General features: G+C 46.3%; 24 protein-coding genes. 6 read left to right on the top strand and 18 right to left on the bottom strand.

All coding sequences use genetic code 11. From position 1 onward, the window contains the following. Window positions 1-366: 366 nt before the first annotated feature. From AACV78_RS15025 to AACV78_RS15015, 3 genes are all read right to left on the bottom strand, one after another. Window positions 367-888, bottom strand: a complete 522-nt coding sequence (locus tag AACV78_RS15025) for a hypothetical protein (protein ID WP_194012943.1) — start codon at window positions 886-888, stop codon at window positions 367-369. A 297-nt stretch (window positions 889-1,185) separates the two neighbouring features. Beyond that, the gene (locus tag AACV78_RS15020; protein ID WP_194012942.1) at window positions 1,186-1,539 is read right to left on the bottom strand and encodes a hypothetical protein; all 354 of its coding nucleotides are present in this window, start codon (window positions 1,537-1,539) and stop codon (window positions 1,186-1,188) included. Between the two features lie 413 nt (window positions 1,540-1,952). Next, complete coding sequence (locus AACV78_RS15015) at window positions 1,953-3,053, bottom strand: saccharopine dehydrogenase family protein (protein ID WP_194012941.1); 1,101 nt, start codon at window positions 3,051-3,053, stop codon at window positions 1,953-1,955. Window positions 3,054-3,208: 155 nt separating this feature from the next. Here AACV78_RS15015 and AACV78_RS15010 point away from each other — a divergent pair, with 155 nt between their 5' ends. After that, complete coding sequence (locus AACV78_RS15010) at window positions 3,209-3,361, top strand: hypothetical protein (RefSeq protein WP_194012940.1); 153 nt, start codon at window positions 3,209-3,211, stop codon at window positions 3,359-3,361. Between the two features lie 70 nt (window positions 3,362-3,431). On the opposite strand, the gene crtO is transcribed toward AACV78_RS15010, so the two are convergent. The 3 genes from crtO to AACV78_RS14995 form a co-directional block, all read right to left on the bottom strand. Continuing rightward, complete coding sequence (gene crtO, locus AACV78_RS15005) at window positions 3,432-5,129, bottom strand: beta-carotene ketolase CrtO (protein ID WP_194012939.1); 1,698 nt, start codon at window positions 5,127-5,129, stop codon at window positions 3,432-3,434. 283 nt (window positions 5,130-5,412) lie between these two features. After that, window positions 5,413-6,195, bottom strand: coding sequence for a class I SAM-dependent methyltransferase (locus tag AACV78_RS15000; RefSeq protein ID WP_194012938.1), 783 nt, complete (start codon window positions 6,193-6,195; stop codon window positions 5,413-5,415). An 801-nt stretch (window positions 6,196-6,996) separates the two neighbouring features. After that, complete coding sequence (locus AACV78_RS14995; protein WP_194011359.1) at window positions 6,997-8,097, bottom strand: tetratricopeptide repeat protein; 1,101 nt, start codon at window positions 8,095-8,097, stop codon at window positions 6,997-6,999. A gap of 286 nt (window positions 8,098-8,383) precedes the next feature. On the opposite strand from AACV78_RS14995, the gene AACV78_RS14990 reads away from it, so the two are divergent. Continuing rightward, on the top strand, window positions 8,384-8,710 hold the full coding sequence (locus AACV78_RS14990; RefSeq protein ID WP_194011360.1) for a YbjQ family protein: 327 nt from the start codon (window positions 8,384-8,386) through the stop codon (window positions 8,708-8,710). A gap of 382 nt (window positions 8,711-9,092) precedes the next feature. Beyond that, a complete protein-coding gene (locus AACV78_RS14985; protein WP_194011361.1) occupies window positions 9,093-9,716 on the top strand; it encodes a hypothetical protein in 624 nt (207 codons plus the stop codon). Between the two features lie 215 nt (window positions 9,717-9,931). Here AACV78_RS14985 and metH read toward each other — a convergent pair whose 3' ends face one another. Next, window positions 9,932-13,483, bottom strand: a complete 3,552-nt coding sequence (gene metH / locus AACV78_RS14980) for a methionine synthase (RefSeq protein ID WP_194011362.1) — start codon at window positions 13,481-13,483, stop codon at window positions 9,932-9,934. A gap of 231 nt (window positions 13,484-13,714) precedes the next feature. Between metH and AACV78_RS14975 the strand changes: the two genes are divergently transcribed. After that, a complete protein-coding gene (locus AACV78_RS14975; protein WP_194011363.1) occupies window positions 13,715-14,158 on the top strand; it encodes a type II toxin-antitoxin system Phd/YefM family antitoxin in 444 nt (147 codons plus the stop codon). A gap of 359 nt (window positions 14,159-14,517) precedes the next feature. Here the strand turns inward: AACV78_RS14975 and AACV78_RS14970 are convergent, their stop codons facing one another. From AACV78_RS14970 to rsmA, 5 genes are all read right to left on the bottom strand, one after another. Next, entirely contained in the window at window positions 14,518-15,231 is a 714-nt protein-coding gene (locus AACV78_RS14970; RefSeq protein ID WP_194011364.1) for a hypothetical protein, read from the bottom strand. A 182-nt stretch (window positions 15,232-15,413) separates the two neighbouring features. Beyond that, a complete protein-coding gene (locus AACV78_RS14965; protein WP_194011365.1) occupies window positions 15,414-16,031 on the bottom strand; it encodes a DUF488 domain-containing protein in 618 nt (205 codons plus the stop codon). A 118-nt stretch (window positions 16,032-16,149) separates the two neighbouring features. Next, window positions 16,150-16,503, bottom strand: coding sequence for a DUF3082 domain-containing protein (locus AACV78_RS14960; protein ID WP_194011366.1), 354 nt, complete (start codon window positions 16,501-16,503; stop codon window positions 16,150-16,152). Window positions 16,504-16,703: 200 nt separating this feature from the next. Continuing rightward, on the bottom strand, window positions 16,704-17,681 hold the full coding sequence (ispE, locus tag AACV78_RS14955; RefSeq protein WP_194011367.1) for a 4-(cytidine 5'-diphospho)-2-C-methyl-D-erythritol kinase: 978 nt from the start codon (window positions 17,679-17,681) through the stop codon (window positions 16,704-16,706). 275 nt (window positions 17,682-17,956) lie between these two features. Further along, on the bottom strand, window positions 17,957-18,781 hold the full coding sequence (gene rsmA, locus AACV78_RS14950) for a 16S rRNA (adenine(1518)-N(6)/adenine(1519)-N(6))-dimethyltransferase RsmA (RefSeq protein ID WP_194011368.1): 825 nt from the start codon (window positions 18,779-18,781) through the stop codon (window positions 17,957-17,959). A 277-nt stretch (window positions 18,782-19,058) separates the two neighbouring features. Between rsmA and galK the strand changes: the two genes are divergently transcribed. Continuing rightward, a complete protein-coding gene (gene galK / locus AACV78_RS14945; RefSeq protein ID WP_194011369.1) occupies window positions 19,059-20,138 on the top strand; it encodes a galactokinase in 1,080 nt (359 codons plus the stop codon). 205 nt (window positions 20,139-20,343) lie between these two features. Here galK and AACV78_RS14940 read toward each other — a convergent pair whose 3' ends face one another. The 4 genes from AACV78_RS14940 to AACV78_RS14925 form a co-directional block, all read right to left on the bottom strand. Further along, entirely contained in the window at window positions 20,344-21,036 is a 693-nt protein-coding gene (locus AACV78_RS14940; protein WP_194011370.1) for an SRPBCC family protein, read from the bottom strand. 673 nt (window positions 21,037-21,709) lie between these two features. Then, window positions 21,710-21,988: a photosystem I reaction center subunit PsaK gene (locus AACV78_RS14935; RefSeq protein WP_194011371.1), complete on the bottom strand. Its 279-nt coding sequence runs from the start codon at window positions 21,986-21,988 to the stop codon at window positions 21,710-21,712. 300 nt (window positions 21,989-22,288) lie between these two features. After that, window positions 22,289-22,501: a chlorophyll a/b-binding protein gene (locus AACV78_RS14930; protein WP_194011372.1), complete on the bottom strand. Its 213-nt coding sequence runs from the start codon at window positions 22,499-22,501 to the stop codon at window positions 22,289-22,291. A 397-nt stretch (window positions 22,502-22,898) separates the two neighbouring features. Continuing rightward, window positions 22,899-23,036, bottom strand: a complete 138-nt coding sequence (locus tag AACV78_RS14925) for a hypothetical protein (protein ID WP_228042271.1) — start codon at window positions 23,034-23,036, stop codon at window positions 22,899-22,901. On the opposite strand from AACV78_RS14925, the gene hflX reads away from it, so the two are divergent. Continuing rightward, window positions 22,974-24,623 (top strand): GTPase HflX, encoded by a 1,650-nt coding sequence (hflX, locus tag AACV78_RS14920; protein WP_339383657.1) that lies wholly within the window; start codon window positions 22,974-22,976, stop codon window positions 24,621-24,623. The genes AACV78_RS14925 and hflX overlap by 63 nt on opposite strands. A 146-nt stretch (window positions 24,624-24,769) precedes the next feature. On the opposite strand, the gene AACV78_RS14915 is transcribed toward hflX, so the two are convergent. Together AACV78_RS14915 and AACV78_RS14910 are read right to left on the bottom strand one after the other, a co-directional pair. Then, complete coding sequence (locus AACV78_RS14915) at window positions 24,770-24,910, bottom strand: hypothetical protein (protein ID WP_194011373.1); 141 nt, start codon at window positions 24,908-24,910, stop codon at window positions 24,770-24,772. Between the two features lie 261 nt (window positions 24,911-25,171). Continuing rightward, on the bottom strand, window positions 25,172-25,471 hold the full coding sequence (locus AACV78_RS14910) for a hypothetical protein (RefSeq protein ID WP_194011374.1): 300 nt from the start codon (window positions 25,469-25,471) through the stop codon (window positions 25,172-25,174). Window positions 25,472-25,616: the final 145 nt, after the last annotated feature.

The raw sequence follows: 25,616 nt of genomic DNA, 5'->3' as shown, positions 1-25,616 counted from the left end.
AGTCAAATTTACCCCCCGCAAGTCCCCCCTCCCGCGGGGAGGGAGCAAGATTATTCTTGTTTCTCCCCCCGGGAGGGGGGACTTGCGGGGGGTAAATTTGACTTTTGCAAGAGGTCTAATCTGTATCTCTGGTTCAAAAACCCAGTTTTTATCAGTTGACAAACTTGGAACGATCGAGTTTAGGTGCATCTAAGACTGAAAAAATACTTGCTGACTCGCAAAAAATGGATACCGCGCCCCCGCCGCTCCAGAGTAAATCTTCCAAAATTTTAGATTTTAGTTCAAGATTTCAGATTCACTGCGCTGGAGCGTCAATCTAAAATCCCAAATCTCAAATCTAAAATCTCAAATCTCAAATCGGTTGTGTTAGCGGCCGTCTTTGTCAATGTCGCCGGGAACAGCGCGTTCCACCCGATCCCAAGCGTCGCGCGTGGCGTGCTTAGCCTTTTCCCACTGTAGGTTCGACTTACCGCGATTTGTTTCGTAGTCGCGCTGCAAATCGTTTTCGATGTCGCTATAGCTTTTACCAGTACCGCCGTAACGGCTGTAACCCTCGTAGCCGGTGCGGTATGCCGGTTGATAATCTTCGTAAGTCGCGCTCGTGTCCGCGTAAGAACGGGTGCTGTAGTTGTTTTGCCAGTAAGTATCTTCTACCGTAGGGTCGATCGACTCTGCGACACCTTTACCCGCCAAACCGCCACCAAATGCGCCCACAACTGCGCCCACAACTGCGCCCACAGGCCCGCCGATCGCACCGCCGATCGCAGCACCCGCAGCACCCGCACTGGCGGCACCGATGCCGGTTCCCACTGGATGAGCTCCTGTTTCCCCAGAAATCGGGTCTAGGTTAGCATCTGTTCCCTTCACTGTTTCTTTATCGTTGCTCATGATATTTTTTTCCTTTTATTTAACTGAATCTATGATTAAATCTACCTTTTAAACTTCTATTTATTCATCTTCCTTTGGGATGAATCTGCTAGCTTAAAAAGCCTAGTCAGCGCAAGTAAAAAACTGGTTAGGACAGAATAACTAAGTGGTTTAACAAGTTACTAAAACGACATAGGGTGCGCGACAGCACACCCTACATAGTTAGGTTCAAGCGAGTTGAGAACGATGATCTATTGTGTTCTCACCAAAGCTCCGTATTTACCAGCAACTTGAATTAGATAGAAAATTGTTAATTTATTATTGACCCGTGACCTTTTCGATCAGCTCTTCAGCTTTTTGAACAATGTTTTCTTGCGGGTGCTCTTCGTTGTATTCCTTTAGACTTTCATCATAAACATTCTCGACCTTTGCAGGATTTTGAGCTGTGTTGACGAGATCTTCGTAAGCTGCTTGGGGATTGAGATCCTCAAATTTTTCTGCAGGGTCAGTAATTTTACCTGACTGCTGCGCCTGACTGCTGTATTGACCTGCTGCGTAAGCCGCCTGATTGGGTGCTAGCGCGATACCTGCTAAACCAATGAAAGCCAGCGTACAGATCAGCAAAATGCTTTGACTCAATGTTTGCCCGAGAGCTTTTAAAACCCGCTTCATATCGACATCTCCTGGTATTTTTTCGCAAAAACTATGGTGTTTGTTGTCCCGATCGGGCGATCGCGCGTCCAAAACCTTGGTTAAAGTGCAATCTTTGTTGCAGCTACCGTGTGTCGATCGATCCAAAAGGGCTATTTCTGATGATGTCCAATATATTAAACTCCTGCTTGCTATAATTACTTCTACCAAAAGATAGATTAGTTAAACAAGCAAAACTAATCTAGTATGAGGGCCCGCAATTCGGCAAAACACTTGAGCTAGCGGTTATCCTACAATTATTGCAAACCCTCACTTCTCTCCTCTTCCTTCGCGTTCTAGCACTGACGCGCGGCGAAAGCCTAACGCATCTTCGCGGTTCATCAAAAAAAGCTCGTTCACCACACATCTAAAATTGCCATAAAAACCAGAAAAAACTACACACACACCTGCTCTATGTTGAGGTTTCGACTCTGCATAGCTCCTTCAAATAGTTCGGTAGAAAGAGCTTGTTCTACCGACCAAACGCCAGGTTTTGCCAGTTTGCCTTCTAACATCAATTGAGCGATGCTGCCAGTACCGATGCCCGTAGCTGTAGCAGCATTTGGGTGTACCGCTGTCGATCGAACTTTAGCCGGTTTACCGTTTTTGATGCCGGTCACTTGCGATCGCACAGCCACACCCACACCGCTAAAATTATTGCTAACAGCAGTCATCCCGTAGCTGACATAGGACAAAAACTCAATCACCGAAGGATTTTTCAGCCAGCTATCGGGCCAGTATTTGGCAACAAACCAAGTCAGGTGATTGTAAAGGTCTGGAGACGTGCCGAATTTAGTAACAACTGTTTTTACTGGGAAAGTTTCGGGCAAAGTAATTGCTTCCGGCATATCGAACCAGTAAACCCCTGTTTTGCCGTAGGGTTCGGGAAATTCTATCGTTTCGCGATCGGTGTATGGATTGATCTGCTGCATTTTGCCATCAATCAAAGCCTCAAAAGGAGTTTGCAAACCTAAGAAAGTAGTCCGCATCACCGTGACACCAGCACCGCCAGAACCGCCGACCACGTAACTCAAATGCACCTGTTCGGCTGTATCTAATTTTTCGATATCTCGGCGCACCATGCTATTAGAAACTCCCGGAAAAATTCCCGTGTTAATAATCGCTGTCACCCCAGACTTGTTAGCTGTTTCCCGATATTCTAATGCTCTGCGAGTAAAACTGCGGCTGTCGCTGACATCAGCATAATTAACACCAGCTTCGATGCAAGTTTTCAATACGCTAGCGTCTCGGTAGTGAAATGGCCCGGCACAGTGAACTACGAGGCTAGAGGATGAAACAGCTTGTTGCAAAGCGGCGCTGTCTGCTAAATCTAAAGCTAAATAGCGCGATCTATCCGGCGGCAACTCTGGTGGAAGAGAGCCATTAGGGTCGCGTCCGGTAATAGTAATTTCTGCGTCGGTGTGGGTAACAATGTCTTGGGCAACGCTGTTGCCAATTCGTCCCCGCCCGCCGACAATCAAAACTCGGTTTGTCATCGCTAAAAATAGGGTAACGCTAATATTATTTTCTCATTGTTTGAGTCATATTTTCCATCTGCACAAAGGATGAATTTTTGATGATGTTAGAGGTCAGGGGTGATATTGCGGGTATCCGCCGGTGAGCCGGAGCAAAACAACTCTCTCAAACAACCATGTCTTACAGTGAATTTACCAGTGTTGTTCAAGTCAAACAAGCCTTTGGTTTGACAGCGGTTGAATGCGTGCGGTTTTCACCCTCCACAGATGCGATCGCCCTTCGTGTTCTATTGATGCGTCATCAAGCAGAATCAATACTAAAAGACTGAATAAATTAACGCAAAGAAACGCAGATCAATTATATCCGCGTTTCTTTGCGTTCATCTGCGGTTAAAAATCTTACTTCTCATTACTCCGAAACACCGACTTAGCCTTCGATTTCAGAGAATTAGCCGCATCAGCCAAAGTCTGCGCGATCGGCTGCTGCGAGTGCATGAAAACGCGAGCTGTATTGCGTCCGGGCATCCCCGAAATCGAGCCGCCGGGGTGCGTACCCGCACCAGTTAAAAACAAACCGTCGATCGGCGTTTTGTAATTGGCCAACTCCGGTAAAGGACGGAAAAATATCATCTGATCCAGCGTCATGTCAACGTGGTAATAATTCCCCTTCAGCGCCCCCAAACGCTCTCCCAATTCGGCCGGACTTTCCACGCGGCGGCCGATAATTGAATTCTTGATATTCGGCGCGTATTCTGCTAATTTGTCAATGCAGCGATCGGCAACTTTGTTTTTCAGCTCATCCGTCCAACCCGTACCGTGCTGACCGGTTCCCTCAGCATTTTCGATTTGGTAAGGAGCAAAAAATTCAATCCAAGCCGTATGGTGTCCCGGAGGAGCCATCGACGGGTCTCTTACGGTAGGAAACACGACATACATCGACGGATCGGAATCGGGGATTTTGCCGATCGCAGGTTCGTTGTGGGCAATTTCCACGTGTTTCACCGAGTCAGCAATTAAAACTGAACCCATTAAATATTCATCTTGATGGTTCCAGCGATCGAACTTAGGTACTTCGTTGAGAGCTAAATCTATTTTCAGAATTGTCTCGTTGTTGTTAACAATTTTGCGCTCCAATCTTTCCCGCAAATTCGGATCGGCACTGTCAACATCGCTGTCATCCATTAAATTCAGAAACAAACGCTTCGCATCAATATTAGAAATGACACCTTTGGTAGCTCGATATTCTGTGCCACCTGCAACTCGAACACCGACAGCCCGGCCGCTATCAACTAATATTTTCTCAACGTGCTGGTCGGTAAGTATAACACCCGCATAGGTTTTCACTAAATTGACCAGCGCTTGCACCAATGCACCTGTTCCACCACGAGGCCGCGCCATGCCGGGATTGTGGCGCATTGCCATCATAATTGCTCCTACAGCAATGGTTTTTTGCGAAGGAGGCGCACCCAATTCTGAAGCGAGTCTCGCTAAGGGTGCTTTCAGAAATTCCTCATCAAACCACTCGTTGAGAATGTCCTCAGCGCTGGTAATCATCGTGCGAATAAAGTCCAGCGTTTTGTCGGGGGAACCGATGACTGAAAATAAGTCTTTGAGTTTAGCAATATCGTAGTTGCCGGCAATATCTACAATAGATTTTGGCGGCGCGTTGAACATCGGCACCATTGCACCTAAAGCGCGCTGCCAAAAGTCTGTATATTCGGCATATTTTTTCGCGTCGCGCTCGTTGTAGCGGGCAATTTCTGCACAAGTTTTTTCGACGGAAGTGTGTGCTAAGAAATATTTGCCGTCTGGATGCGGACAAAAAACGACTGGATCGCAGTAAAGATATTCTAAACCGTATTTTTCCAGTTCTAATTCTTCTACGACCGGCCCTAAATGGATAAATTCGTGGTCGATCGCGCACAAGTTGAATTTAAAATCTGGTAATTCAGGAATCGCAGCTTCGGTAGTCGCCGCGCCGCCGGGAACCGAACGTTTTTCTAACAAAAGGACTGTATATCCGGCTTTGAGGAGATAAGAGGCACAGACAAGTCCGTTGTGACCCGCTCCGATGATAATTACATCATAGGTTTGCATAGATGAAGCTCTGGGGATAGGATATTTTGTTTGATTTTACAAATGTTAACAAGTTGGCAGTCTCTATCAATAGAAATAGATTCATCTTCATAGATTAGTTTTAGTATCTTACAAAAGATGGAGGTTTTATTAAATGCTGTCGTGCCATCGCCTTTCTTCTATTTTGAATTGACCTGGCAACTGTTTGCTTTCAACTGTCAATTGTTGAACGATCGATCGCTCCTGCCAACTTGCCACTGCATCATACCACAGATTTTTTGATTTACCTGCTTCATCCCAAAAATTAACGGTCGGTACGAGTTCCCAGATAAACTCTTGTTTTGTAAACTAATGAAACAAAGCCTCGATCGCCGCAGTGAGCTTGATAAAGCTCGGTTAAATCCGAGATAATTTTCTGCAAGTGAGGCCCGGAGTTGGGAATGTACGATGCGCTTTTCGCCCGCCCGATCAAACCTGCTAAATCTACATTTTGTCTGTGAGCAAATTCGATCGCGCGCACGTCACTAAAATCTGGACTCGCAAGCAATGGCTCGATCGCGCGAGCTCGCTTTTCGGCAGGATGGCTGTTAGAAGCGCTTTTAACAATTTGAGTGTAACCTAGTGTCAGCGCATCCGCGCGATCGCGCAAATTCCAAACTACAGCCAACCTTCCCGACGGCTTGAGAATTCGCCGAAATTCTGGTAAACTTAAAACCGGATTAAACCAATGAAAAGACTGGAAACACGAGACCAAATCGAGGGATGAGTCGGGCAAATTAGTAGCTTCAGAAGTTCCTTCTCTAAACTCTACCCGCTCGTGAGGTGCAGCCGCTTGTCTCATTTCGGCATTAGGCTCGATCGCTAATACTCGAACGCCTCTTTCTGCTAAAGGACGCGAAGAAATCCCCGTACCTGCACCGATATCGGCTGCTGTTAATTGCGAAGGTTCCCCAAGTCCATCTAAAATCGCCTCAATCGCAGCGGCTGGATAAGTCGGGCGGTATTTGACATAATCGGCAGCGCGATCGGAAAATCGACCTAGCGGATTCATCTCGTATAGCGCAGGTTTAGAATCATTTGAATTCATGTTAATAATTTGACAGTTGGCAGTAGTCAGTTGTCAGTTGTCAGTTGTCAGTTGGCAGTTGTCAGTAGTTAGTTGTCAGTAGTTATACCAATTTCAAAAAATAATGCAACAGTATTCTTGTCCCCCCCCAAAGCATCGGGGGGGCTAGGGGGGGTCGGAGACTATTGCATGATTTTAGAGAAATGGTATTAGTTGGCAGTTGTCAGTAGTTAGTTGTCAGTCGTCATACCATTTTTCTAAAGATGCGGTATAGATGAAGTCTTAGCCCCCCCGAAATCGCGGGGGGGGTTGGGGGGGTAATTTCTAGCGCTACTTTATGAACTTGGTATCAGTCGTCAGTAGTCAGTAGTCAGTAGTTAGTTGTCAGTAGTTAGTAGACATTTAACTAATGACTAAGGAATGAAAATTTAATAACTTAAGCGATTGCTCGTTACTTTCGCTCTGTCTGGTAATGCTTCTGGGGCGAGGAAGAGCCTCCTTTTATCTGCCAACTTACAGGATAGAGGACTGTAGGAGGTGTTTAAGTTATTAAGTTGTCGATTCTAAATATAAATCAATACTGTTCACTTAAAATTCTCTTAATAGAGCAAGGAAGCAATCGCAGTATCATTTGGTTTTCAGAATATTTCAGCACATGGATCGTCTTAACTAAACCGTATTGGATGATAAGTTAGTTTGCGAGATTAAAAACTAGCATTTCTAATGACTAACGACCAATGACCAATGACCAATGACTAATGACTAATGACTAATGACTAATGACTAATGACCACTGACTAATGACCACTGACTAATGACTAATTATTTGAGTTCATTGAGGGCCGCCTCGGCTTTTTGGGCGCCATCATTGTTTCCTTGCTGGCGGTAAGTGTCTAGGGCTTGTTGGAAAGCTTGAATTGCTTCGGATGTGCGATCGCGCGCTTTGAGTGCTTTACCCATATCGTAATAAGCTTCTGCTCTGTTTGGATCGATCTGGATCACTCGCCGAAAAGTAATGATCGCTCCTACAAAATCTTGTTTTTGGATTTGAATTTCCCCGATCGCCACGTATGCTTCAACTAAATTCGGGCGCACGTCAATCGCCCGCTTATAAGCTACCACGGCTCCGTCTAAGTCGTTTTGAGATCTGAGAAGTTCGGCGATTTCTACTTGCACTTCGGGATTTCGCGGCTCTAGTTCGGCTGCTTGTTCAAAAGCTGCTAGCCCTTCGGAAGTGTTGCCGTTCCGCAGCAAAGCACTTCCTAATTTTAACTGGACGCTGGACTGTTTGGGAGCGAGTTTGGCTGCTTCTTCGAGCACGGTGATAGCACTGGCAAAATTTCCCTGCTGGATCAATACTAAACCCATTGAAGAATAAGCTTGCCAATTTTTCGGATCGAGGGCGATCGCCTCTTGGTATGCTTTAAATGAACCGCTGTAATCTTTTTGCTGAAAAAGTACCACTCCCAGACCGATGCGGGCGTTGACATTTTTGCGATCGAGCGCAGTGGCGCGGCGGTAAGCGGAGGCTGCTGCGGGATAGTTTTGCAGGTTCGCCATAGCATATCCTAGGGCGTATTGAAAATCAGCATTTTTGGGTTCGAGACCGATCGCCTGTTGGTAAAATTCTACAGAGGCTTGATAGTTGCCTTGACGCGCTTCTAAATAGCCAATACCGGAAAAAATGCGCGGGTTTTCGGCATCTAAACGCGCTGCTTGCTGATAAACGTCGATCGCCTTACTGTAATCTCCTGCATTTACCAACTCGCGTCCTTGTCGCAGCAGATCCTCTAAATTTGAATCGTTTTGAGGTTGAACTTGAACAGATGTTTCTGCTGATAGCGCTACCTGCGGCGCTGCGATCGCGAATCCCGCTACCAACAGCGTACTTAATACCAAGAGACTTTGTTTGTGGACGGCCATTTGTTTCAAAGAATGTGTGGAATAAAAGAGCGAGTTGCAGCCAGCTTGCTAGCGCTGAGCTGCAAGAAACGGATACAAACCACTGACGCTAGCGTCAGAGTATATCCCAAAATTTTAGAGTTTAGTTCCACCTCCGGTGATTCAAGGTGCTGGAGCGTCAATCCAAAATTCTTCAATTCTTTAATCGACGCTCCAGCTTAGGGTTTGGCTGGAATCTTGGAACGGCGAGATGTAGTAAATCTACAGAACTCGACTCACTCAAAATTTTCGCACTTGAGGGCAACTGATGATTGTAACAACAACTGATATCATCCAAGGAGCAGAAATTCAATCTTACTTGGGAATTGTAACTGCTGAGGTGGTCTACGGCACCAACGCCCTGCGAGATTTTTTCGCGGGGATTCGCGACATCATCGGCGGGCGCACCGGCAGTTATGAGGAAGTGTTTCTCAAAGGACAGCGAGATGCCCTCGCGGAACTGGAAAAACGGGCAGGGCGTCTCGGTGCTAATGCCGTCATCGGGGTGGAAGTTGATACTGGCACGATTAATGTAGACTCTTCGGGAGCTTTGCTGCTGATTACTGCCGTCGGAACGGCTGTAAGATTGCGTTAAGCAGCCTTTCCTCTATACGTCGGCGAACTTTGTTTAACTGGATAAAATAGTCATTCGTCATCAGTCATCAGTCAGAAGCTATTAGCTAATGACTGATGGCTGATATCGTTTTTGGTTGCATCGGAATAATAAAATCGAGTCAACAGTGAACACTCAACCATTCAGTTTTTCGCCCCGCCCGTCAACAGCCCACAGTCCACAGTCAACAGTTAACAGTCATGAGGAGTGCAACCGGAATTGATATGATGACTTTTTTGTTTCTTTCTTCAGACAGAGATTCTGGTTATTTCCCCAGGTAGATATAGTTTTTATCAATCTCAGCCAAAATCAATACATAAGTTCTAGATTCTTAAAAATAAAAACACTTCAGAGGAAAAAAAATATGTCCTACGTAAATAGACCTGCCGATAACGTTGTTACTGAACCCGTGGTGGTGAATTCAGTTATGGAATACCACGATCGAGTGCGGTGGGGCCCGATATTTTCGGGTTTGGTAATTGCGATCGGCACACAACTGGTGTTGAGTGCATTGGGCGCGGCGATCGGCTTAAGCAACATCGCTAATTCAGGAGCACCGCGCACTATTGCCGGCAGCGTCGGTACTGGGGTAGGAATTTGGTCAATTATCAGTTTGCTAATTAGCTTAGGCGTTGGCGGCTGGGTAACAGCTCGCGCTTGCGGCCCGATGAACCGCAGCACGGCACTTTTGAACGGAGCAATTTTGTGGGCAACGACCTTAACAATTGGCTCTTGGCTGTTAGCAAACGGCGTAGCCGGTACTTTTGGCATAGTAGCTGCCAATGCGGGAGAAGTGATTAATCAAGCCCAGCAAGGTGTGGTCAATCTGCCGAACCAAGCGCCTAACGTATCGGCTCAAGATACTCGCAATATTGCAGAAAATGCCGCCAAAGCTGGCTGGTCATTTTTGTTCGGCTCCCTATTGGGTTTGGTTGCTTCAATGGCAGGAGCATCTGCCGGCGCGCGCACTCCCCGGAATTACTCGTAAGAGTTCGGGAATTGGGAATCGGGCATCGGGCATTTCTCGTTCGCAGGCTCTACCCGTTGGTGACAACTTAACACTAAAATCCATAATAAATGTCGGTTGTAGCTGAGTCTAGAACCCCCAAAATTCACCTTAACAAGCAGGGTGAATTTTCTCGTTCCCAGGTAGAACCGGGGAACGAGAAACGAGTATAATTTGGGAATTCCTCACCCAACAAATTAGGCGGTAAAGTATTTAGCCGCTGGGTGATAGGTGATAATTGCAGTGGTGGATTGTTCTGGATAAAGCTGCTCGCTTTCATCCATGTACAAGTTTATCCGATCGCACTTTAACAATTCCAGTTGCTTGTACTGATCCGCCATATTCGGACAAGCAGGATAGCCGAAACTGTAACGCGAACCGCGATATCTCTGGGCTAGCATATCCCGAATATTGTCCGGTTCTTCGTTACCAAAGCCCAATTCCCGCCGAATCCGCGCGTGAGTCCATTCTGCGATTGCTTCCGCCGTCTGCACCGCTAACCCGTGAAAGTAGAGATAATCGGTATATTGATTGTTAGCAAATAGCTTTTGCGCGTACTCTGTAGCCACTTCTCCCACCGTCGCTACTTGCATCGGAAATACATCAATTTTACCCGATTCTTTCGGCGCGAAGAAGTCAGCAATACACAGCCGGCGCGCCGATTTTTGGCGGGGAAACGTTAATGTTGCTGCGGGTGTCGATAAATCTTGCCCGTTACTCATAATTTTTGGATCGTACACATACAAAGAATTGCCTTCAGATTGACAGGGAAAATATCCGTAAATTGCTTGGGGATTCAATAGCTTTTCGGCAATAATTTTGTGTTTCCATTCCTCCAATATCGGATAAACTTTCTGAGCTAAGAAAGCATCGTATTCTTCCCGCGATTGATCTTTGGGCTTGCGGAACTGCCACTGTCCCGCCACTAATGCTTGCAAATCTAAGTGCCAGAAAATCTCCTCAAAGGGGATGTCTTCTCCCTGCAACAGTTTTGTTCCCCAGAAAGGAGGATTTGGGCGATCGATATCTGCAGCAACCGCTTCGGAACGCCTGGTATCAATCACCACCGGAATGTCTGCTTTTCCAGCATCTTCTACAGCAGTTTCGGCAGAAATTTTAGCTGCTTTCACCGTCTTATTTTCTTGCCCTACTTCATCTAAAAATCCTTGCAAATCTTCCCAGTTACCAGCAGATTTAGCTGGCATGAGTTTCTCCATAAAATGCAAGTCAGAAAACGCATCTTTGCCGTAAATTACTTTACCTTTATACGTATTTTGGCAATCTTCATGCACAAACTTGGGAGTCAAAGCTGCACCGCCCAAAATTACGGGAACGGTGATTCCTTTCTGGTTGAATGCTTCCAGATTTTCTTTCATGAATGCGGTGGATTTTACCAACAAACCGCTCATTGCAATACAGTCGGCTTTGTGCTTTTCGTAGGCTTCGATGATGTTGTCAACCGACTGTTTGATTCCCAAGTTAATCACTCGGTAGCCGTTGTTTGATAGGATAATATCAACTAAGTTTTTGCCGATGTCGTGAACGTCGCCTTTGACAGTCGCGATCAGGAATGTGCCTTTGGCATTATCCCCGGATTCTGACTTTTCCATGTACGGTTCTAAATAGGCAACGGCCGCTTTCATGGTTTCTGCTGACTGCAATACAAACGGTAGCTGCATTTGTCCCGAACCGAACAATTCTCCTACTACTTTCATTCCGTCTAGCAAGAAGGTATTGATAATGTGCAGCGGCGGATAGGTTTCTAAGGCTTTGGCGAGTTGGATGTCGAGCCCAATTCGTTCGCCGTCGATGATGTGCTGCTTCAGGCGTTCTTCTACCGGGAGGTTTGCGTCTTCTGTCCGATCGCGCTTGGTAGTTTTGCCAGCAAACACCGTTGTTAGGTCGCCCAAGGGGTCGTAAACGCAAATTTCGCCGTCGAACTCCCGTTCGTCGTAGATCAGTTTACGGCAGATTTCTTGGTGTTTGGGGTCGATTTTGGCGATCGGCAAAATCTTGTTAGCGCTGATAATAGCCGAATCCATCCCCGCCTGCATCGCTTCGTGCAAAAACATGGAATTCAAAACTTGCCGCGCCGCCGGATTCAAGCCGAAGGAAATATTAGAAACTCCCAAAATTACGTGACAACCGGGCAATTCTTGGCGGATGCGGCGGATCGATTCGATGGTAGCTTTGCCGTTTTTTCTGTCTTCTTCAATCCCCGTGGAAATGGGCAAAGCTAAAGGGTCAAAAAAGATTTCCTCGGCACTAATTCCGAAGGCGACGGCGGCGTTATAGGCGCGTTGGGCGATCGCAAATTTTTGGTCAGCAGTTCTGGCCATCCCATCTTCATCAATCGTCCCGATTACTATCCCCGCACCGTATTTTTTTGCCAACTCCAAAACTTGATAAAAACGCGGTTCTCCGTCTTCATAGTTAGTAGAATTAAGCAAACATTTGCCGCCGGCAACTTTTAACCCCGCTTCCATTTTTTCCCACTCGGTGGAATCCAACATTAAGGGTAGAGTTGCATTAGTCACCACGCGGGAAACTAATTGTTTCATGTCGCGCACGCCGTCGCGCCCGACATAATCAACGTTGACATCCAGAACGTGGGCCCCTTCTCGCACTTGTTCCCTAGCCATTGCTACTAAACCGTCCCAATCTTCGGCATTTAGCAAATCGCGGCATTTTTTGGAACCGCTGGCGTTGAGTTTTTCGCCGACAATTAAGAATGAATTTTCTTGTTCGTAAGGTTGCGCGCTATAAATTGAAGCGGCGGCCGGTTCCCAAGAAAATTCGCGAATTTTTGGTGTGAGAGTTTCGCCAATTTCTGATAGTTGTTGGATGTGATCGTAGCGGGTGCCGCAGCAGCCGCCGATGACTTGCACGCCTAAGTCTTCGACGAAGCGCATCAAGGCCATTTTTAATTCTATTGGCGTGAGTTTGTAGTGCGCGTGGCCGCCGATGTTTTCGGGTAAACCGGCGTTGGGAATGCAGGAAATTACAAAGGGCGAATGTTCGGAAAGGTATTTGACGTGTTCCGTCATGCGATCGGGCCCGGTGGCGCAGTTTAATCCTAAAATATCTATGGGATAGGGCTGCAAAATGGCGAGGGCGGCGCTGATGTCGGAACCGACTAACATTGTGCCGGTGGCTTCCATTGTGATGGATACCATTAAGGGAATCCGCGCACCTTTTTTCTTAAATACTTCTTCAATAGCATTTAATGCTGATTTAATTTGCAGCACGTCTTGACAAGTTTCGACAAGAAATAAGTCAACGCCGCCGTCATAAAGTCCTTCTGCTTGTTCGGTAAAAGCGGCGGTTAGCGTGTCGAAATCGATGTGTCCTAATGTGGGCAATTTGGTGCCTGGCCCGATCGATCCTGCGACAAATCTCGGTTTTTCTGGCGTGTCAAATTCGGCGGCGATTCCCTTGGCGAGTTCTGCCGCTGTTTTGTTGAGATAATATGCTTTGTCTGCTAAATCGTACTCGGCGAGGACGATGGAAGCAGCGCCGAAGGTGTCTGTTTCGATGACATCGGCCCCTGCTTCGAGGAATCCCCTGTGCACGGTGGCGACGGCTTCCGGTTTGGTGTGCACGAGATATTCGTTGCAGCCTTCGTATTCTTTGCCGCCGAAGTCTTCTGCTGTGAGGTTTTGGACTTGCAGGTTGGTTCCCATTGCGCCGTCGAAGACGATGACGGGGCGCGAGGGGTGGTGGAGTCGATCGAGAAATCTGCTATTCATCGGCGGTAAAAAGACGTAGGTGCTATATGTTTACATTTTGATCTATTGTGCAATATTCTCAACAATTATGCCTGTCTTGGGCAACTGCTGATGACTGAAGGATTTAATGTTAGTGACAATAGTTTGTAGGCGCAAGCCGGAGCGTAGCCATCGCACCTGTAATTTTACCGATCGCCCTAGATAATTGTCAAAATTTGGCTGCGGGCGACGCTGCGACGGAAAAATTGGCCAGTGGCGAGGTTTTTTTTTCGCTTAACTGTTGAGAATTTTTGCAAAAATGCGATCGAGATAATTAAACGAGTCATGCAAAAGGGCGATCTAATTATCTTACAGCAAGCCGGGGAAGACATCGCCACCATTGTTTTGGAAGAAGAGTTTCAAAAACTAGATTACCTGCTGGAAGAACTCAAACCGTCACAATTTTTCCCCGACGAAGAAGCCTATTATGAAGATAATGGAGCAATTCACGGCATCTACCCGGACGAACTTGTCAAGGACTTTGATAAAATTTTAGCAGATGTCAAGGAATTTGACGAATTGTTTGGTTTGTTGCCGACTGAGGAAATGGGAGAGAATATTGATATTTTCATATCTGTAGCTATTCTGATGTCTGTCGATCGATTTTGGGTGCCGGAGTACCTGATAGCTGAAAAAGCCAGACTGAAAATGGCATAATAATATTATCTCCGCTCAATTAGTTGCGATTCCTGTAGGAGTTCGCTTCGCCAATATTTATAAATAGAAAAAATAGATCCGGTAAACCCGCCCCGATCCCTGCGGGCAGGCATTCTTGGCACTATCCTACATATTTGTACTGATTGAGGATTGCTATCAGTAAATCGGCGCGAATATTTATCCTTGGCATCACGCAGGAGGCAGTTCGGCTTGAGGAGAAGCGTGCGATTGACATTTCATTGCATAGTGCTGTTTATTTGCGCCTTTCTACTGAGTGAGAACAGAAGTAATCAGAAAAATCTCAGGAGTGAAGTTCTCACAACCAACCTTTGACTATTAAAAAACATTAAAAAATGTCATTATTTTTTTCTATTCCTTCTCTGCGAACCTCTTTTCGGCAATCGTTGAATTTCACTTTCGCCTCCTGTAACTTCTAATGCAGCGTCTACTTCTTCTGTGATTTCTAAATCAACAACTTCAACACCGCCCTCGCTGATTGTTTCCGCTATCTCAACCTCCTCCAAATCCTGCTGATTTTCGATTAAATGCACCTCTAACCCAGAATCTATAATCGGCAAATCATCAATTTTTTGATTAATTTCAGCTTCTCCAATTTCCGCCGCCAAATCTTCCTCAATGGCTAGATTAATTTCAGTTTCTCTAACTTCCTTCTCCACAAGCTGCGCCGATAACTGCTGATTTTCCCTTAACAATTGTTCAATTTTAGTCGCTTGAATTCTAAGCTGTTCATTCAAAAGACGAATTTCTCGGTTTTGCTGCTGAATCATATCTTCACCATCAGCAATCGTGCGATTCCTCTCTAATATCACCTCATTTCTAGTTTCTAATTCCAAAGCGCTCATAGCTGCTTTAATCACATTATAAAAATGAGGCTTAGAAACATCAATTTGTTTAGCATTATGGCGACTTTTTCCCAAAAGCCCAATCTTTTCGCCTTGCTTAACAGCTAACACAAAACCTTGATGATTTTTAATTTTTAATTCTTTGACAAAATCAACTTGAACTAAACTACAAATATATCTGTGACAGTCATAATAAAATTCTGCTTTCATAAAAAAGCACCCCTTTCTGCTACAGTGCCGAAGAATTATAACACGAAGAACGTTAAATCTAGAATAAAATTTTTAACGCTATGGTGCGCGCCGATCGCCATACAATACTGTTCAATGTATGAAATGTCAAGAGTTGCTGCTAGAATTCATCAAAAACAAAGAATGTATAGCCGATAATTGCCTTATTTGCTGATATATGCCCTTGTCAATCCGTAACGATAATAAGCTGTTTCTAAATCAACTATTTCATCCTGAACTTGAGGTGCTAATTCAAACAAACTTAACTGAATTGGCAGATCGTGGTTTTTTGCTTGGTTAAACTTGCTCAAAAGTCTTGCTTCTAAATCCTGGTGCAATTCTAAAGTTCCATCTGACAGAATGTGCTTAATTTGCAAATTAAATGCTTTGAGTTTGTGGCAAACTAAAATAGTCCGATGACAAGTTATCGGGTCTTTTTCGGCACACATTAAACTGATTTTATAATTGGCTGCGCCTTTGAGCAAGCGCTGAATTCCGGCAGAAAATAGAGGAGTTGCTGCTATGCGATCGTACAAAGCTTTACCCTCAGTATCGTAACAGCTTAAATCTTCCGGTCTCGCGCCCAATTCTTTGCCTAAAAAAACATATTGAATGCCCGCTGCTGACAAAAAAGCGGTAATTTCTGATTTATTGAAATGAGGTAAATAGCGGCTGAAAGGATGCGACCGCACGTCCGCAACCGCTGTTATTCCGTGTTTTTTAAGCAGCAAAAGAAACGATTCAATACTCTGATTGGAGTGTCCGATCGTAAATAATTCCATTGCTTCTATAGCGGTTCGAGATCGTTGTGAGGTATGCCCAATGCCCGGTTTTGCCTATACCCTTCGACTTTGCTAAGGGGACGAGAGTTTGTTTTGCCCGATTTTCAACCTGTAGACTTCAAACTGTGGGTTTTTTCCCCAATTTTTGAATCCAAATTTGCAAACCCAGCAGCATCAAACCGACAGCCGCCAGCCCAAATACGCCCATACCCAAAGCCGTCATTCCCACTACCAAAGTTCGCACGGCGACACTAATTTTAAGCACAGCAATATTGGTGGACTGCACCGGCTTGCTAGCAAAACTTAGAGCGATCGACATAGTTAGCGAATACAAAGCAAAAGTTAACGCGCTGGCGATTAGGGAACCCGTTATGCACCGCAAAACTGTAGGCTGTCGCCCAGATGCGGGCGCTGCATCCCCAGCAGAATTTAGAGGTTCAGAAGTAGAATTTGGATTAGTTAAATCAGTCATGGCGATTTTAGATTTTAGATTTTTCGACTTTACTCAGAACAAGTATGAGATTTTAGATTTTTGATGAATTAACCAAACTAAAATCCGTGTTTGATGCCATTTTATCAGTTCTTCTATCTCAAGAGACTCTACGCAAAGTTAGATAGATCGGACTCGATCGCCCTAATTGGCCTTTAACGGGCGATCGCACCACCTGCGAGTTATACCCTCGCAATCGGCGGTTTTGTATCGTTTCCCTCCGAACAAATCCGAATCCCAGTATTGCTAAAATTTGCTACCCAAAAATCCAAATCGGGAGAAGCGATCGCACTTTTCACCCGTTCCACAATCTGCTGAGCCTGCTCTTGAGACTCGCAGAGTGCAAACACCGTCGGCCCGGAACCCGACATCATCGTTCCCAAAACCCCCGCCGACTCAAATGCTTCCCGCAACTGCAACACCTGCGGGTACACGGGTAAAGCCACTTTTTCTAAATCGTTGTGCAGCAATTGACCAATTTTCGATCGATCTTTTTGGGCGATCGCCCCCACCATCGGCCCCGAATGCAACCGTTCCCGGCGACAGTCCAAATCCTCCGATCCACAATAGGAACTACTGAACTGCTGGCGATAAGTTTGATACGACCATGCCGTAGAAATACTTAGATTGCGGTACTTCGCCAGCACCACAGAAAAACCTCCCAAATCCGGCAGTGGCGACAGTTTATCCCCGCGACCAGTTGCCAAAGCCGTACCTCCACCAATGCAAAAAGGCACATCCGAACCCAAAGTTCCCCCCAACTCTTGCAACTCCGACTGAGTGAGTCCCAATTGCCAAAGCAAATCCATCCCGACTAAAACAGCGGCCGCATTTGCAGAACCGCCGGCGAGCCCCGCCGCCACCGGAATCTGCTTGTGAATCGCAATTTCGACTCCACCGTACATCGCCAAAGCATCGGGGAATTGCTGCGCCAGCAAATCCGCCGCCCGGTAAGCCAAGTTATTTTTGTCAGGAGGAACTTGCGGGTGATCGCAACGCACGCGAATCGTGTCGGTACCGATCGCCCGCAAGTCAATTCGATCGGTCAAATCTATACTTTGAAGTACCATCGCCAGTTCGTGATATCCGTCGGGGCGATCGCCTATTATTTCCAAATACAGATTGATTTTTGCCGAAGCTAAGAGAGAATAGGAACGCATAGGTGATTAAGCCGCAGGTGAAAGAAACACCTGGTTGAAATTAATTGATACGAGTCATAGTCCATTTTCTCACAACTCAAAGGAAATATTATGCAGGATCGGCAGTCATTAGTCATTGGTCATTAGTCAGCAGTCATATCACGTCCAGTCGATCGATCTAAAATTAGTTCGTAGTGCCGAATGCGAGTTTTATCCAAGTTGCGGACTCGCATTCGGCACTACGAACGAAACGTTTTTATTATTAATCTACCAAATATGATATCATTAGTGATTGGTCATTGGTCATCCGAAAACAAATTATTGCTCAAATTTACCCATTGAGCCACGCTCAAATCTTCAGCACGAGATTGAGGATTTATCTGTAAATTTTCTAACAATTGAACGAGCTTATCTAAATCTACAGCCCCTTTCAAATTATTTCGCAGCATCTTGCGCTTGCTGCCAAATCCCAACTTGACTAAATTCTCCAAATAGCGCGGATCGACGGCTGGCGTTTCTATCTGTCTGGGAAGCAGCCGCACCACGGCGGAATCGACTTTTGGCGGCGGATAAAAGTCTTTAGACGGCACATCGCAAATTAACTCGCATTCTGCTAAATATTGTACCCGCACCGACAAAGCGCCAAAAGCTGTAGAACCCGGTTTAGCGTAAAGTCTTTGGGCGACTTCTTTCTGTACTAACAGCACGATCGCATCGAAGGGTTTAGCAGCAGGCGCAGATATCGTTCCCAGCAGTTTTTGCAAGATCGGGCCGGTGATATTATAGGGAATGTTGGCAACAACTTTATTGGGATTTTGGAATTTTGGAAAGGCTGTTAGTTCAGCATCTAAGTTTATTTCCAAAAAATCGCCCTGTAGCAGTAAAAAGTTGTCGGTTTTGCCTAGTTGCTTGGCTAGTTTTAGGCACAAATCTCGATCGATCTCCACAGCAACAACAGACTCAGCCTCCGGCAGCAAGCGCCGAGTCAGAATCCCAGTACCCGGCCCGATTTCCAGGACGCGAGAACCATCCAAATTCGCTGCTTTGACAATCTTATCTAAGGCTTTCTCGCTTTTGAGCCAATGTTGAGCAAACTGTTTCCGGGGTCTGGTCGATCGCATTTTTTGAATTGCTGGAAGAAATCTTAGCCTGCTATTCTATCACAACCTCATATTTTTTCCTCACCTACAGCCATGTTGATTTTTGTTAACATGGGTTGAATTCAGCAAAAAGCTTGGGCACTATAAAAGCAGCAACGATAAAAAATAAATTTATTTCTTCCCAATTACCAGCAGCACGACACGGAAGTCACGGATACACAGATAGCTATTTTTCCAAATAACCCATAACAACTAACCAATAACAAATAACCAAGAACCAATTAGCAATTCCCCAAAAATGAATTTCCAACGAGTATTTGGTACATTACCTAAAACCCAAGCCAGCGCGCCCGGAAGAGTAAACCTGTTGGGCGAACACACAGACTACAACGACGGATTTGTACTGCCGACGGCAATTCCCCAGCGCACAACAGTACAAATTGGCTTCAGCAGCGACGATCGCCACCATTTTTATTCAGCAGAATATGACGAACTCATAAATTTTTCAGACGACGATACTATACCGCAAAAATTCGTCACTTATATCTGTGGCTGCCTCAGACTTTTAGAAAAAGAAGGATACAAAATACCGCCCATAAATCTTTACATTACCTCCAACGTGCCGATCGGCACCGGTTTGTCCAGCAGCGCCGCCTTAGAAATAGCCACCCTCAGAGGAATGCGCGCTTTACTCAACCTCCCCCTAGACGACGTGCGGCTTGCTCAAATCGGACAGCTAGCCGAAATCCGGTACGCCGGTTTGAACTGCGGCATCATGGATCAAATGGCATCGAGTTTAGCAGACACCAACACCATGCTATTTCTCGACACCCGCAGCCTCAAATATCGCCCGATACCTTTTCCTCCAGACACCGAAATTTTAGTAATTGACAGCGGCGAAAGCCACCAACTAGCAGCAGGAAGCAGCTACAACAAGCGGCGTGCTGAGTGCGAGGAATCCGCCCGAATATTGGGAGTTAAAGCTCTCAGGGATATCGCCGATCCCAAAGCAGTCGAAGTATTGCCAGAACCTCTCAAAAGGCGAGCTCGCCATGTCATTACCGAAAACAACCGCGTGCTGCAAGCAGTAAAATCTTTGTCTGCAAAGCGTTTCGGCGAGTTAATGAATGCTTCCCACGCGAGTTTGCGCGACGACTACGAAGTTTCAGTGCCCGCTGCAGACACGCTGGCGGCCATCTTGCAGTCAATCCCCCGAGTCTTCGGTGCAAGGCTGACGGGCGGAGGTTTTGGCGGTGCTTGCGTTGCGCTCGTCCAGACAGGTAAAGCGGATGTTATCGCATCAGAGGCGATCGATCGCTACCAGCGCGCGGGTTATACCGGCCGCGTTTTGGTTCCCGAAGTCAAACTTAATTCTTAATAACCTCTGGCAAAAATAACTAGGGCGGGCTTTCGGGCCCATCCCACAAGAATCATTTTTTATTGTGGGGTGTCTCGCCTGCCCTATAAATTGATGAAAAAAACTTTTGCCAGAAATCTATTGTGGATGTTGTGAATCTTGGATTGTTGGTAAAACCCGCCCCGGAGCGGAATTACAATTAATTTATCCGATGCGATCGCAATTATTAATTGCGGCCCGAAGATTGACCGGCCGTCGTAGCTATTTCCCCAGTTTCCATAAACTGCTTGAACCGGCGCAAATCGTCAGCAATTTGCTGTTCTGGTGCTTCGCCAAATAGTTTAGCCGCTGCACCAGCAATCGCACCGCCCGGAGGATTGTATTCGATCGCAACTTTCACCTCAGTACCGCGTCCTGCAGGTGCCGGTTGAAAGCGCACAAAACCCGAATTCTCAACATCCGCGCCTTCCACAGACACCCACGCAATTAACCGATTTTCTTCTTCGCGGACAATCTCTGCATCCCATTCTACGCTATTGCCGGCCGGCGCGCTGGCAATCCAGTGAGAACGCTTGTCATCTATTACCGCAACGTGTTTGAGATGCTTCATAAACCGAGGCAAATTCTCAAAATCGCGCCAGAAACGGTACAATTCATCAGCCGGTTTGTCGATCGTCACCGTCTTTTCAACTTTAATGCTTTGATTCGCATCTGCAGCCGACTGCAAACCCTCCGCAACCCCCAGCCCGCGCGCAGCCAAACCGCCACCCGCAACGGCCAGCAAAGCACCTCTCAAAGAACGCTGCGACAAACCAAACAGCACCAGCGCCCCGCCACCAATTAACGAAGCCCAGCGTTCGGCCTCGCCAGTGTTAGTTTGGTTTTCTTTGTCAGAATTGGCGATCGAATTAGAATCCATTGTTTTAAACCTCATCTATTAATCGAAAAATAGCAGCTTTCACGCCGCTAGTCGGGCAGTTTTGCCACAAGGTACCCACCGTTGGGCTATCATTGAATAGTTTGAATTGCTTTCGCATTCAACAAATCTTCTTCCCCCAATTCTGGATCGGCGTGGATTGCTTCACTGCTGAAACTCCTACACTCAGGCATTTTGTTTTGACAAAACCCGATTCTTTAAAATCTATCTCTCTTTCCCGCGCTCCTGCGTCTGTCTAAAGTAGTTAAGTAGCTGGACAGAATTAATTCAATAAAATTTCACCTAAAAGTCTGTAAGCGTCCAAAGCCTTTTTGTAATTAATTTTTTCCGAACTTAGAGTATAGTATGGTCTGTCAGGCCCTTACATTTGCTCCGCTATTTCCAGCCAACAATCTGATGCACCATACTGTAGCTCTTGCACTCACGCACAAATTATCTAAAATTATCTGCGTCAATCGATGTTGCATCTGCATTTCATCTGCGGTTTATGTATTGAACGAAAACTTATGAAGAAGTCTACTACTGATTTGAGACAAAGTTTAGATACAAACCTAAAATTAGGGGTGAGTGCATTTCACTAACCCCTACAAACTTTCTGCGGATTTAACACTATCCATTAAAGGAAAAATTCCCCAAAACAGCAGCGCAATTCATCCTAAATATACTTATCGATGCCGATCGTCAAAATCATTAATACTCCCAGAATGTGACCGGCGCTCATTGATGCCAAAAATGCGGGAACACTAACATTGTTAAACAGAGACGGGAAGGGCAAAGGCATTTTAGGGCCGACGTGGGGATGCCAAATTACGCGGCTCAGAACTAGCAATGCTAAAATATTGCAAACAAACATCACTATCGGCTTTTGCCAGTTTCCTGATGCTGTGTCAGTCAGAGCTGATTCTACTACTGCCAGTAAATTTGAGTCGATCATCGTTGATGCTCCTATTTTTCCTATACAATCAGAGGTTATCGATGAAATTTCTTGCCAAAAATACAGCAGGGGCGATCGCATCTCAGGAATAAATATCTGTTTTGCTCTTAATATTCACTGCGCCAGCGATCGCGCCCCAACTGCAATCATCAAATCACAGCAAGAAATCTTTATAATGCCAGTCAAAAGTAACGCAAGCTACAAACGAACTAAATTATACTCGCTGCTATTTGTAACTTTTAGCCGATCTGGCAGTTGTGGCATTTACTCATACTGCCAGACCGGAAACAATGCTCGTTATTAGCGAGCGATATAGGTAGGTAGAAAGTGAAGGATGTCGCGTAGAACGCTATATCCAGCCATGTCCCAGAGCAAATAAGCTAAGAAGCCGATCATCGCTAAGCGGCCGTTCCAAAGTTCTGCTTGCGGGTTGAAGCCAAACAAAAAGGCATTGCGATCTTTGCCGTTGTAAGCATTAGTGGTTGTAGGTACGTTAGTAGGACGAGTTTCCATGTTTTTACATTCCTTAACAATGTTTCGCTTATCATAGTAGCGACCTAATTTTTAGTTGGCTATCTGTCTCTAGGCTCAAGATACACACAAGTCTAAAGGAGGATTCTGAAACACAAAAATATGTGTTAAGTTTTATTAAGCGATATTTTTTTAGCGATCGCCTGTATCAGCAGATACAAAAGACAAGTACAAGTTGAGACTGCTGTTGTCAAAGGAAGCGTCTCATTGTAGAAATGGTAAATTTAAACTTCAAACCACAACACGATCGCCCGGAGTTAAGTAAAATATAAGATTCACAGAGCGCGAGGGAGAAACAGTTATCGAAACCATCTACGGCAATCTTCAAGGTTTAAAGTCCAGCCAGCTCAAGCAACTCGAAAAGCTTTACCACCAGCGACTACCGGGCGATCGCATCACCACGGCAGAATTCGCCCAGCGCGTCGCAGCCATCAGCACCGAAATCGACAAACCAATCTGCACCTACATCAACCGCCGCGGACAAGTAATTCGCGTCGGCGTAGGTACACCCCGCCAAACCCAAATTTCGCCCCTAGAATTGCCCCGATACGGCGGAGGTCGCCTCAGCGGCATTCGCTGCATCGCCACCCACCTGAAGCCAGAAACCCCAAGCGAAGCAGCTCTCACAGCAATGGCAATTCAGCGCCTAGATGCCCTAGTGTGGCTGACGCTGACCGGCGGAGGATTTCAGCGCCGGGGCGGCGGTGCGACAGGTTACATCCAAGAAACTTATCTCGTTCACCTGATACCTCAAGGAGACCGACCAAATTTTGAGTTTTCCGTGTTAAGCGCTCAGTTACAAAAATCTGCAACTGATGAAACTGATGAAATAGAAGAGTCTTCAGTTCAAAACTCACCAATCAAAACTCAACACTTTCCCTGGACAATCTCAGAACCGCTGAATTTGGACGACCTCGCAGACCAAGATTTTCAGGAGTTGGTGGAAGGACTAGAAGCAGAGTTTCAAGCTGAGTTTGTCGCTAAGCAGGTGGATGCAGACCAAGACAAGGTTCTGCTGGTGGGTGTAATGACTCAGCAGATGACTCTGCTGGATTTTGAGGACGGACTCGCAGAAATCACGCGGCTGGTGGAAAGCGCCGGGGGTCAAGTTCTGCAAACAGTGCGCCAAAAACGATCGCGCCCCCATCCTCAGACAGTCGTTGGCGAAGGCAAAGTTCAAGAAATTGCTCTCACCGCTCAGACGGTTAGCGCTAACCTCGTGGTATTCGATCGCGATCTGGCACCCGCACAAATACGTAACCTAGAAACTCTCCTCGGCATTCGCGTAGTCGATCGCACGGAGGTAATTCTGGACATTTTCGCCCAAAGAGCGCGATCGAGCGAAGGTAAATTGCAAGTCGAACTAGCTCAGCTACAATACACCCTGCCCCGGCTCAGAGGGATCGGTCAGGCCATGTCAAAGCAGGGCGGCGGCATCGGTACCAGAGGCCCTGGGGAAACTAAACTAGAAACCGAACGGCGGACGATCGCCAAACGCATTACTCGATTGCAGCAAGAAGTAAATCAACTCCTCGCTCACCGCTTCCGGCTGCGGCAGAACCGGCACCACAATGACGTACCCTCAGTCGCCATCGTCGGCTACACAAACGCCGGTAAATCGACTCTGCTCAACCTGCTCACCAATTCCGAGGTCTACGCCGCCGACCAGTTATTTGCCACCCTCGACCCCACCACCCGCAAGCTGACAATTCCTAGCGCCGAGGGGGGGGGACCTTTGTCGCTCGTCCTCACAGACACAGTGGGCTTTATTCGCGAACTGCCCCCCTCACTGATCGACGCTTTTCGGGCTACCCTCGAAGAAGTCACAGACGCCGACGCTTTGCTGCACCTCGTCGATCTCTCCCATCCCGCATGGCAAAGCCAAATTCGATCGGTGATGAATATTTTGACAGATATGCCCGTAACTCCCGGGCCTGCTCTTGTAGTTTTCAACAAAATCGATGCCGTAGATGAAGATAGACTCGCTCTGGCACGAGAAGAGTTTCCTCAAGCCGTATTTATTTCGGCCGCCAAAGGTCTCGGATTGGAAACTCTGCGCGATCGATTAGCGCAACTCATTGAATACGCCCTCTATCCTCGGTAAATACTTAAATATTCCTTTTAAGTAGTTGACAGTCAGGAATACACGTACATATACTGAGGACAGTTCCTATCGCAGCATGAGACGATAAAAGAGTAGTCAGATTGTGCATTGCCAAGTACGATAAAGCAGAGCTAGTTTGCGAGGAGTTAAATAATTAATTTCAGGAGGTGGCGGTACTCGTAACAACACTCTTTGTTAATGACTGTAACTGCTGGTGGTGGAGATGTTGCCAGAAGATGTTGCTCGATCGCTCCCTGCAAAGCACTAAGTAACCTAGTGCCAACCACGAAGTTCTCGACCTCAAGGTGTAAGAAAATAAGATTATTAAAGTGTTTGGGCGACCTCCTCAAGCGCTATACTATACTATACGGGCGCGACAAAAGCATCCATCTATTGTAATAACTCTAAAATTCTTACCAACCCCGCAACGCTCATCTCTAGCACTATTTCTAATTTCCGATTTTACCACTTTTTAACTAAATAGTTATGTGTACGCCACTGGCAAAACTAGCAATCGGACTCTCTGCCACAATGGCAACAGGGTTCTTCTATTTGGCTGCCGCCCCTCCGGGTGTAGCAGTAGATGTGTGCGGGCCGGGAAACTTTTCAAGCGCCTGTAGCCCTGACAATTCCCCAAGCCCGGAACCACCATCAAGCCCATCCATAGAGTCTCTGCGCTCTGGGACACAAGCATCAGACGAGGTAGAGAAATCGCCAGACCCACCGCCGGCACAATCGCTGAACTTCACAAAAATATACACCAACAACACCACCCCGCAGAGAGCAGCAACATCTATCCCAGAACCGGGCACTGTGGTAGCACTCCTAGTGACAGGCGCAGGAATCATCTGTTCCGCCAGAAAACGAAACAAGCAGGTCGGTCAGTCACGATAGACCGATCGTGCTGCTAATTGTCAAAATCTCTCCGTTTCAAGAAGGGCGGATATTTTGGTATTTTTAGACAAATTTAAAAAAAGTTGTATAAATAATAAC

The organism is Tychonema sp. LEGE 07196 (assembly GCF_963890365.1).
Lineage (GTDB): Bacteria > Cyanobacteriota > Cyanobacteriia > Cyanobacteriales > Microcoleaceae > Microcoleus.
This window is presented reverse-complemented; position numbering and strand designations above follow the sequence as displayed.

Excerpts from the sequence above, each read along its gene's own strand:
- galK (WP_194011369.1), top strand. The coding sequence starts at position 19,059 with ATGAATTTCCAACGAGTATTTGGTACATTACCTAAAACCCAAGCCAGC.
- ispE (WP_194011367.1), bottom strand. The coding sequence starts at position 17,681 with ATGCGTTCCTATTCTCTCTTAGCTTCGGCAAAAATCAATCTGTATTTG.
- AACV78_RS15010 (WP_194012940.1), top strand. The coding sequence starts at position 3,209 with ATGTCTTACAGTGAATTTACCAGTGTTGTTCAAGTCAAACAAGCCTTT.
- AACV78_RS14995 (WP_194011359.1), bottom strand. The coding sequence starts at position 8,097 with ATGGCCGTCCACAAACAAAGTCTCTTGGTATTAAGTACGCTGTTGGTA.
- AACV78_RS14970 (WP_194011364.1), bottom strand. The coding sequence starts at position 15,231 with ATGAAAGCAGAATTTTATTATGACTGTCACAGATATATTTGTAGTTTA.
- AACV78_RS14985 (WP_194011361.1), top strand. The coding sequence starts at position 9,093 with ATGTCCTACGTAAATAGACCTGCCGATAACGTTGTTACTGAACCCGTG.
- AACV78_RS14935 (WP_194011371.1), bottom strand. The coding sequence starts at position 21,988 with ATGATCGACTCAAATTTACTGGCAGTAGTAGAATCAGCTCTGACTGAC.
- AACV78_RS14965 (WP_194011365.1), bottom strand. The coding sequence starts at position 16,031 with ATGGAATTATTTACGATCGGACACTCCAATCAGAGTATTGAATCGTTT.
- rsmA (WP_194011368.1), bottom strand. The coding sequence starts at position 18,781 with ATGCGATCGACCAGACCCCGGAAACAGTTTGCTCAACATTGGCTCAAA.
- metH (WP_194011362.1), bottom strand. The coding sequence starts at position 13,483 with ATGAATAGCAGATTTCTCGATCGACTCCACCACCCCTCGCGCCCCGTC.
- AACV78_RS14940 (WP_194011370.1), bottom strand. The coding sequence starts at position 21,036 with ATGGATTCTAATTCGATCGCCAATTCTGACAAAGAAAACCAAACTAAC.
- crtO (WP_194012939.1), bottom strand. The coding sequence starts at position 5,129 with ATGCAAACCTATGATGTAATTATCATCGGAGCGGGTCACAACGGACTT.
- AACV78_RS15000 (WP_194012938.1), bottom strand. The coding sequence starts at position 6,195 with ATGAATTCAAATGATTCTAAACCTGCGCTATACGAGATGAATCCGCTA.
- AACV78_RS14930 (WP_194011372.1), bottom strand. The coding sequence starts at position 22,501 with ATGGAAACTCGTCCTACTAACGTACCTACAACCACTAATGCTTACAAC.
- AACV78_RS14910 (WP_194011374.1), bottom strand. The coding sequence starts at position 25,471 with ATGATTCCTGCGCCTGTCACTAGGAGTGCTACCACAGTGCCCGGTTCT.
- AACV78_RS14960 (WP_194011366.1), bottom strand. The coding sequence starts at position 16,503 with ATGACTGATTTAACTAATCCAAATTCTACTTCTGAACCTCTAAATTCT.
- AACV78_RS14990 (WP_194011360.1), top strand. The coding sequence starts at position 8,384 with ATGATTGTAACAACAACTGATATCATCCAAGGAGCAGAAATTCAATCT.
- AACV78_RS15020 (WP_194012942.1), bottom strand. The coding sequence starts at position 1,539 with ATGAAGCGGGTTTTAAAAGCTCTCGGGCAAACATTGAGTCAAAGCATT.
- AACV78_RS15015 (WP_194012941.1), bottom strand. The coding sequence starts at position 3,053 with ATGACAAACCGAGTTTTGATTGTCGGCGGGCGGGGACGAATTGGCAAC.
- AACV78_RS15025 (WP_194012943.1), bottom strand. The coding sequence starts at position 888 with ATGAGCAACGATAAAGAAACAGTGAAGGGAACAGATGCTAACCTAGAC.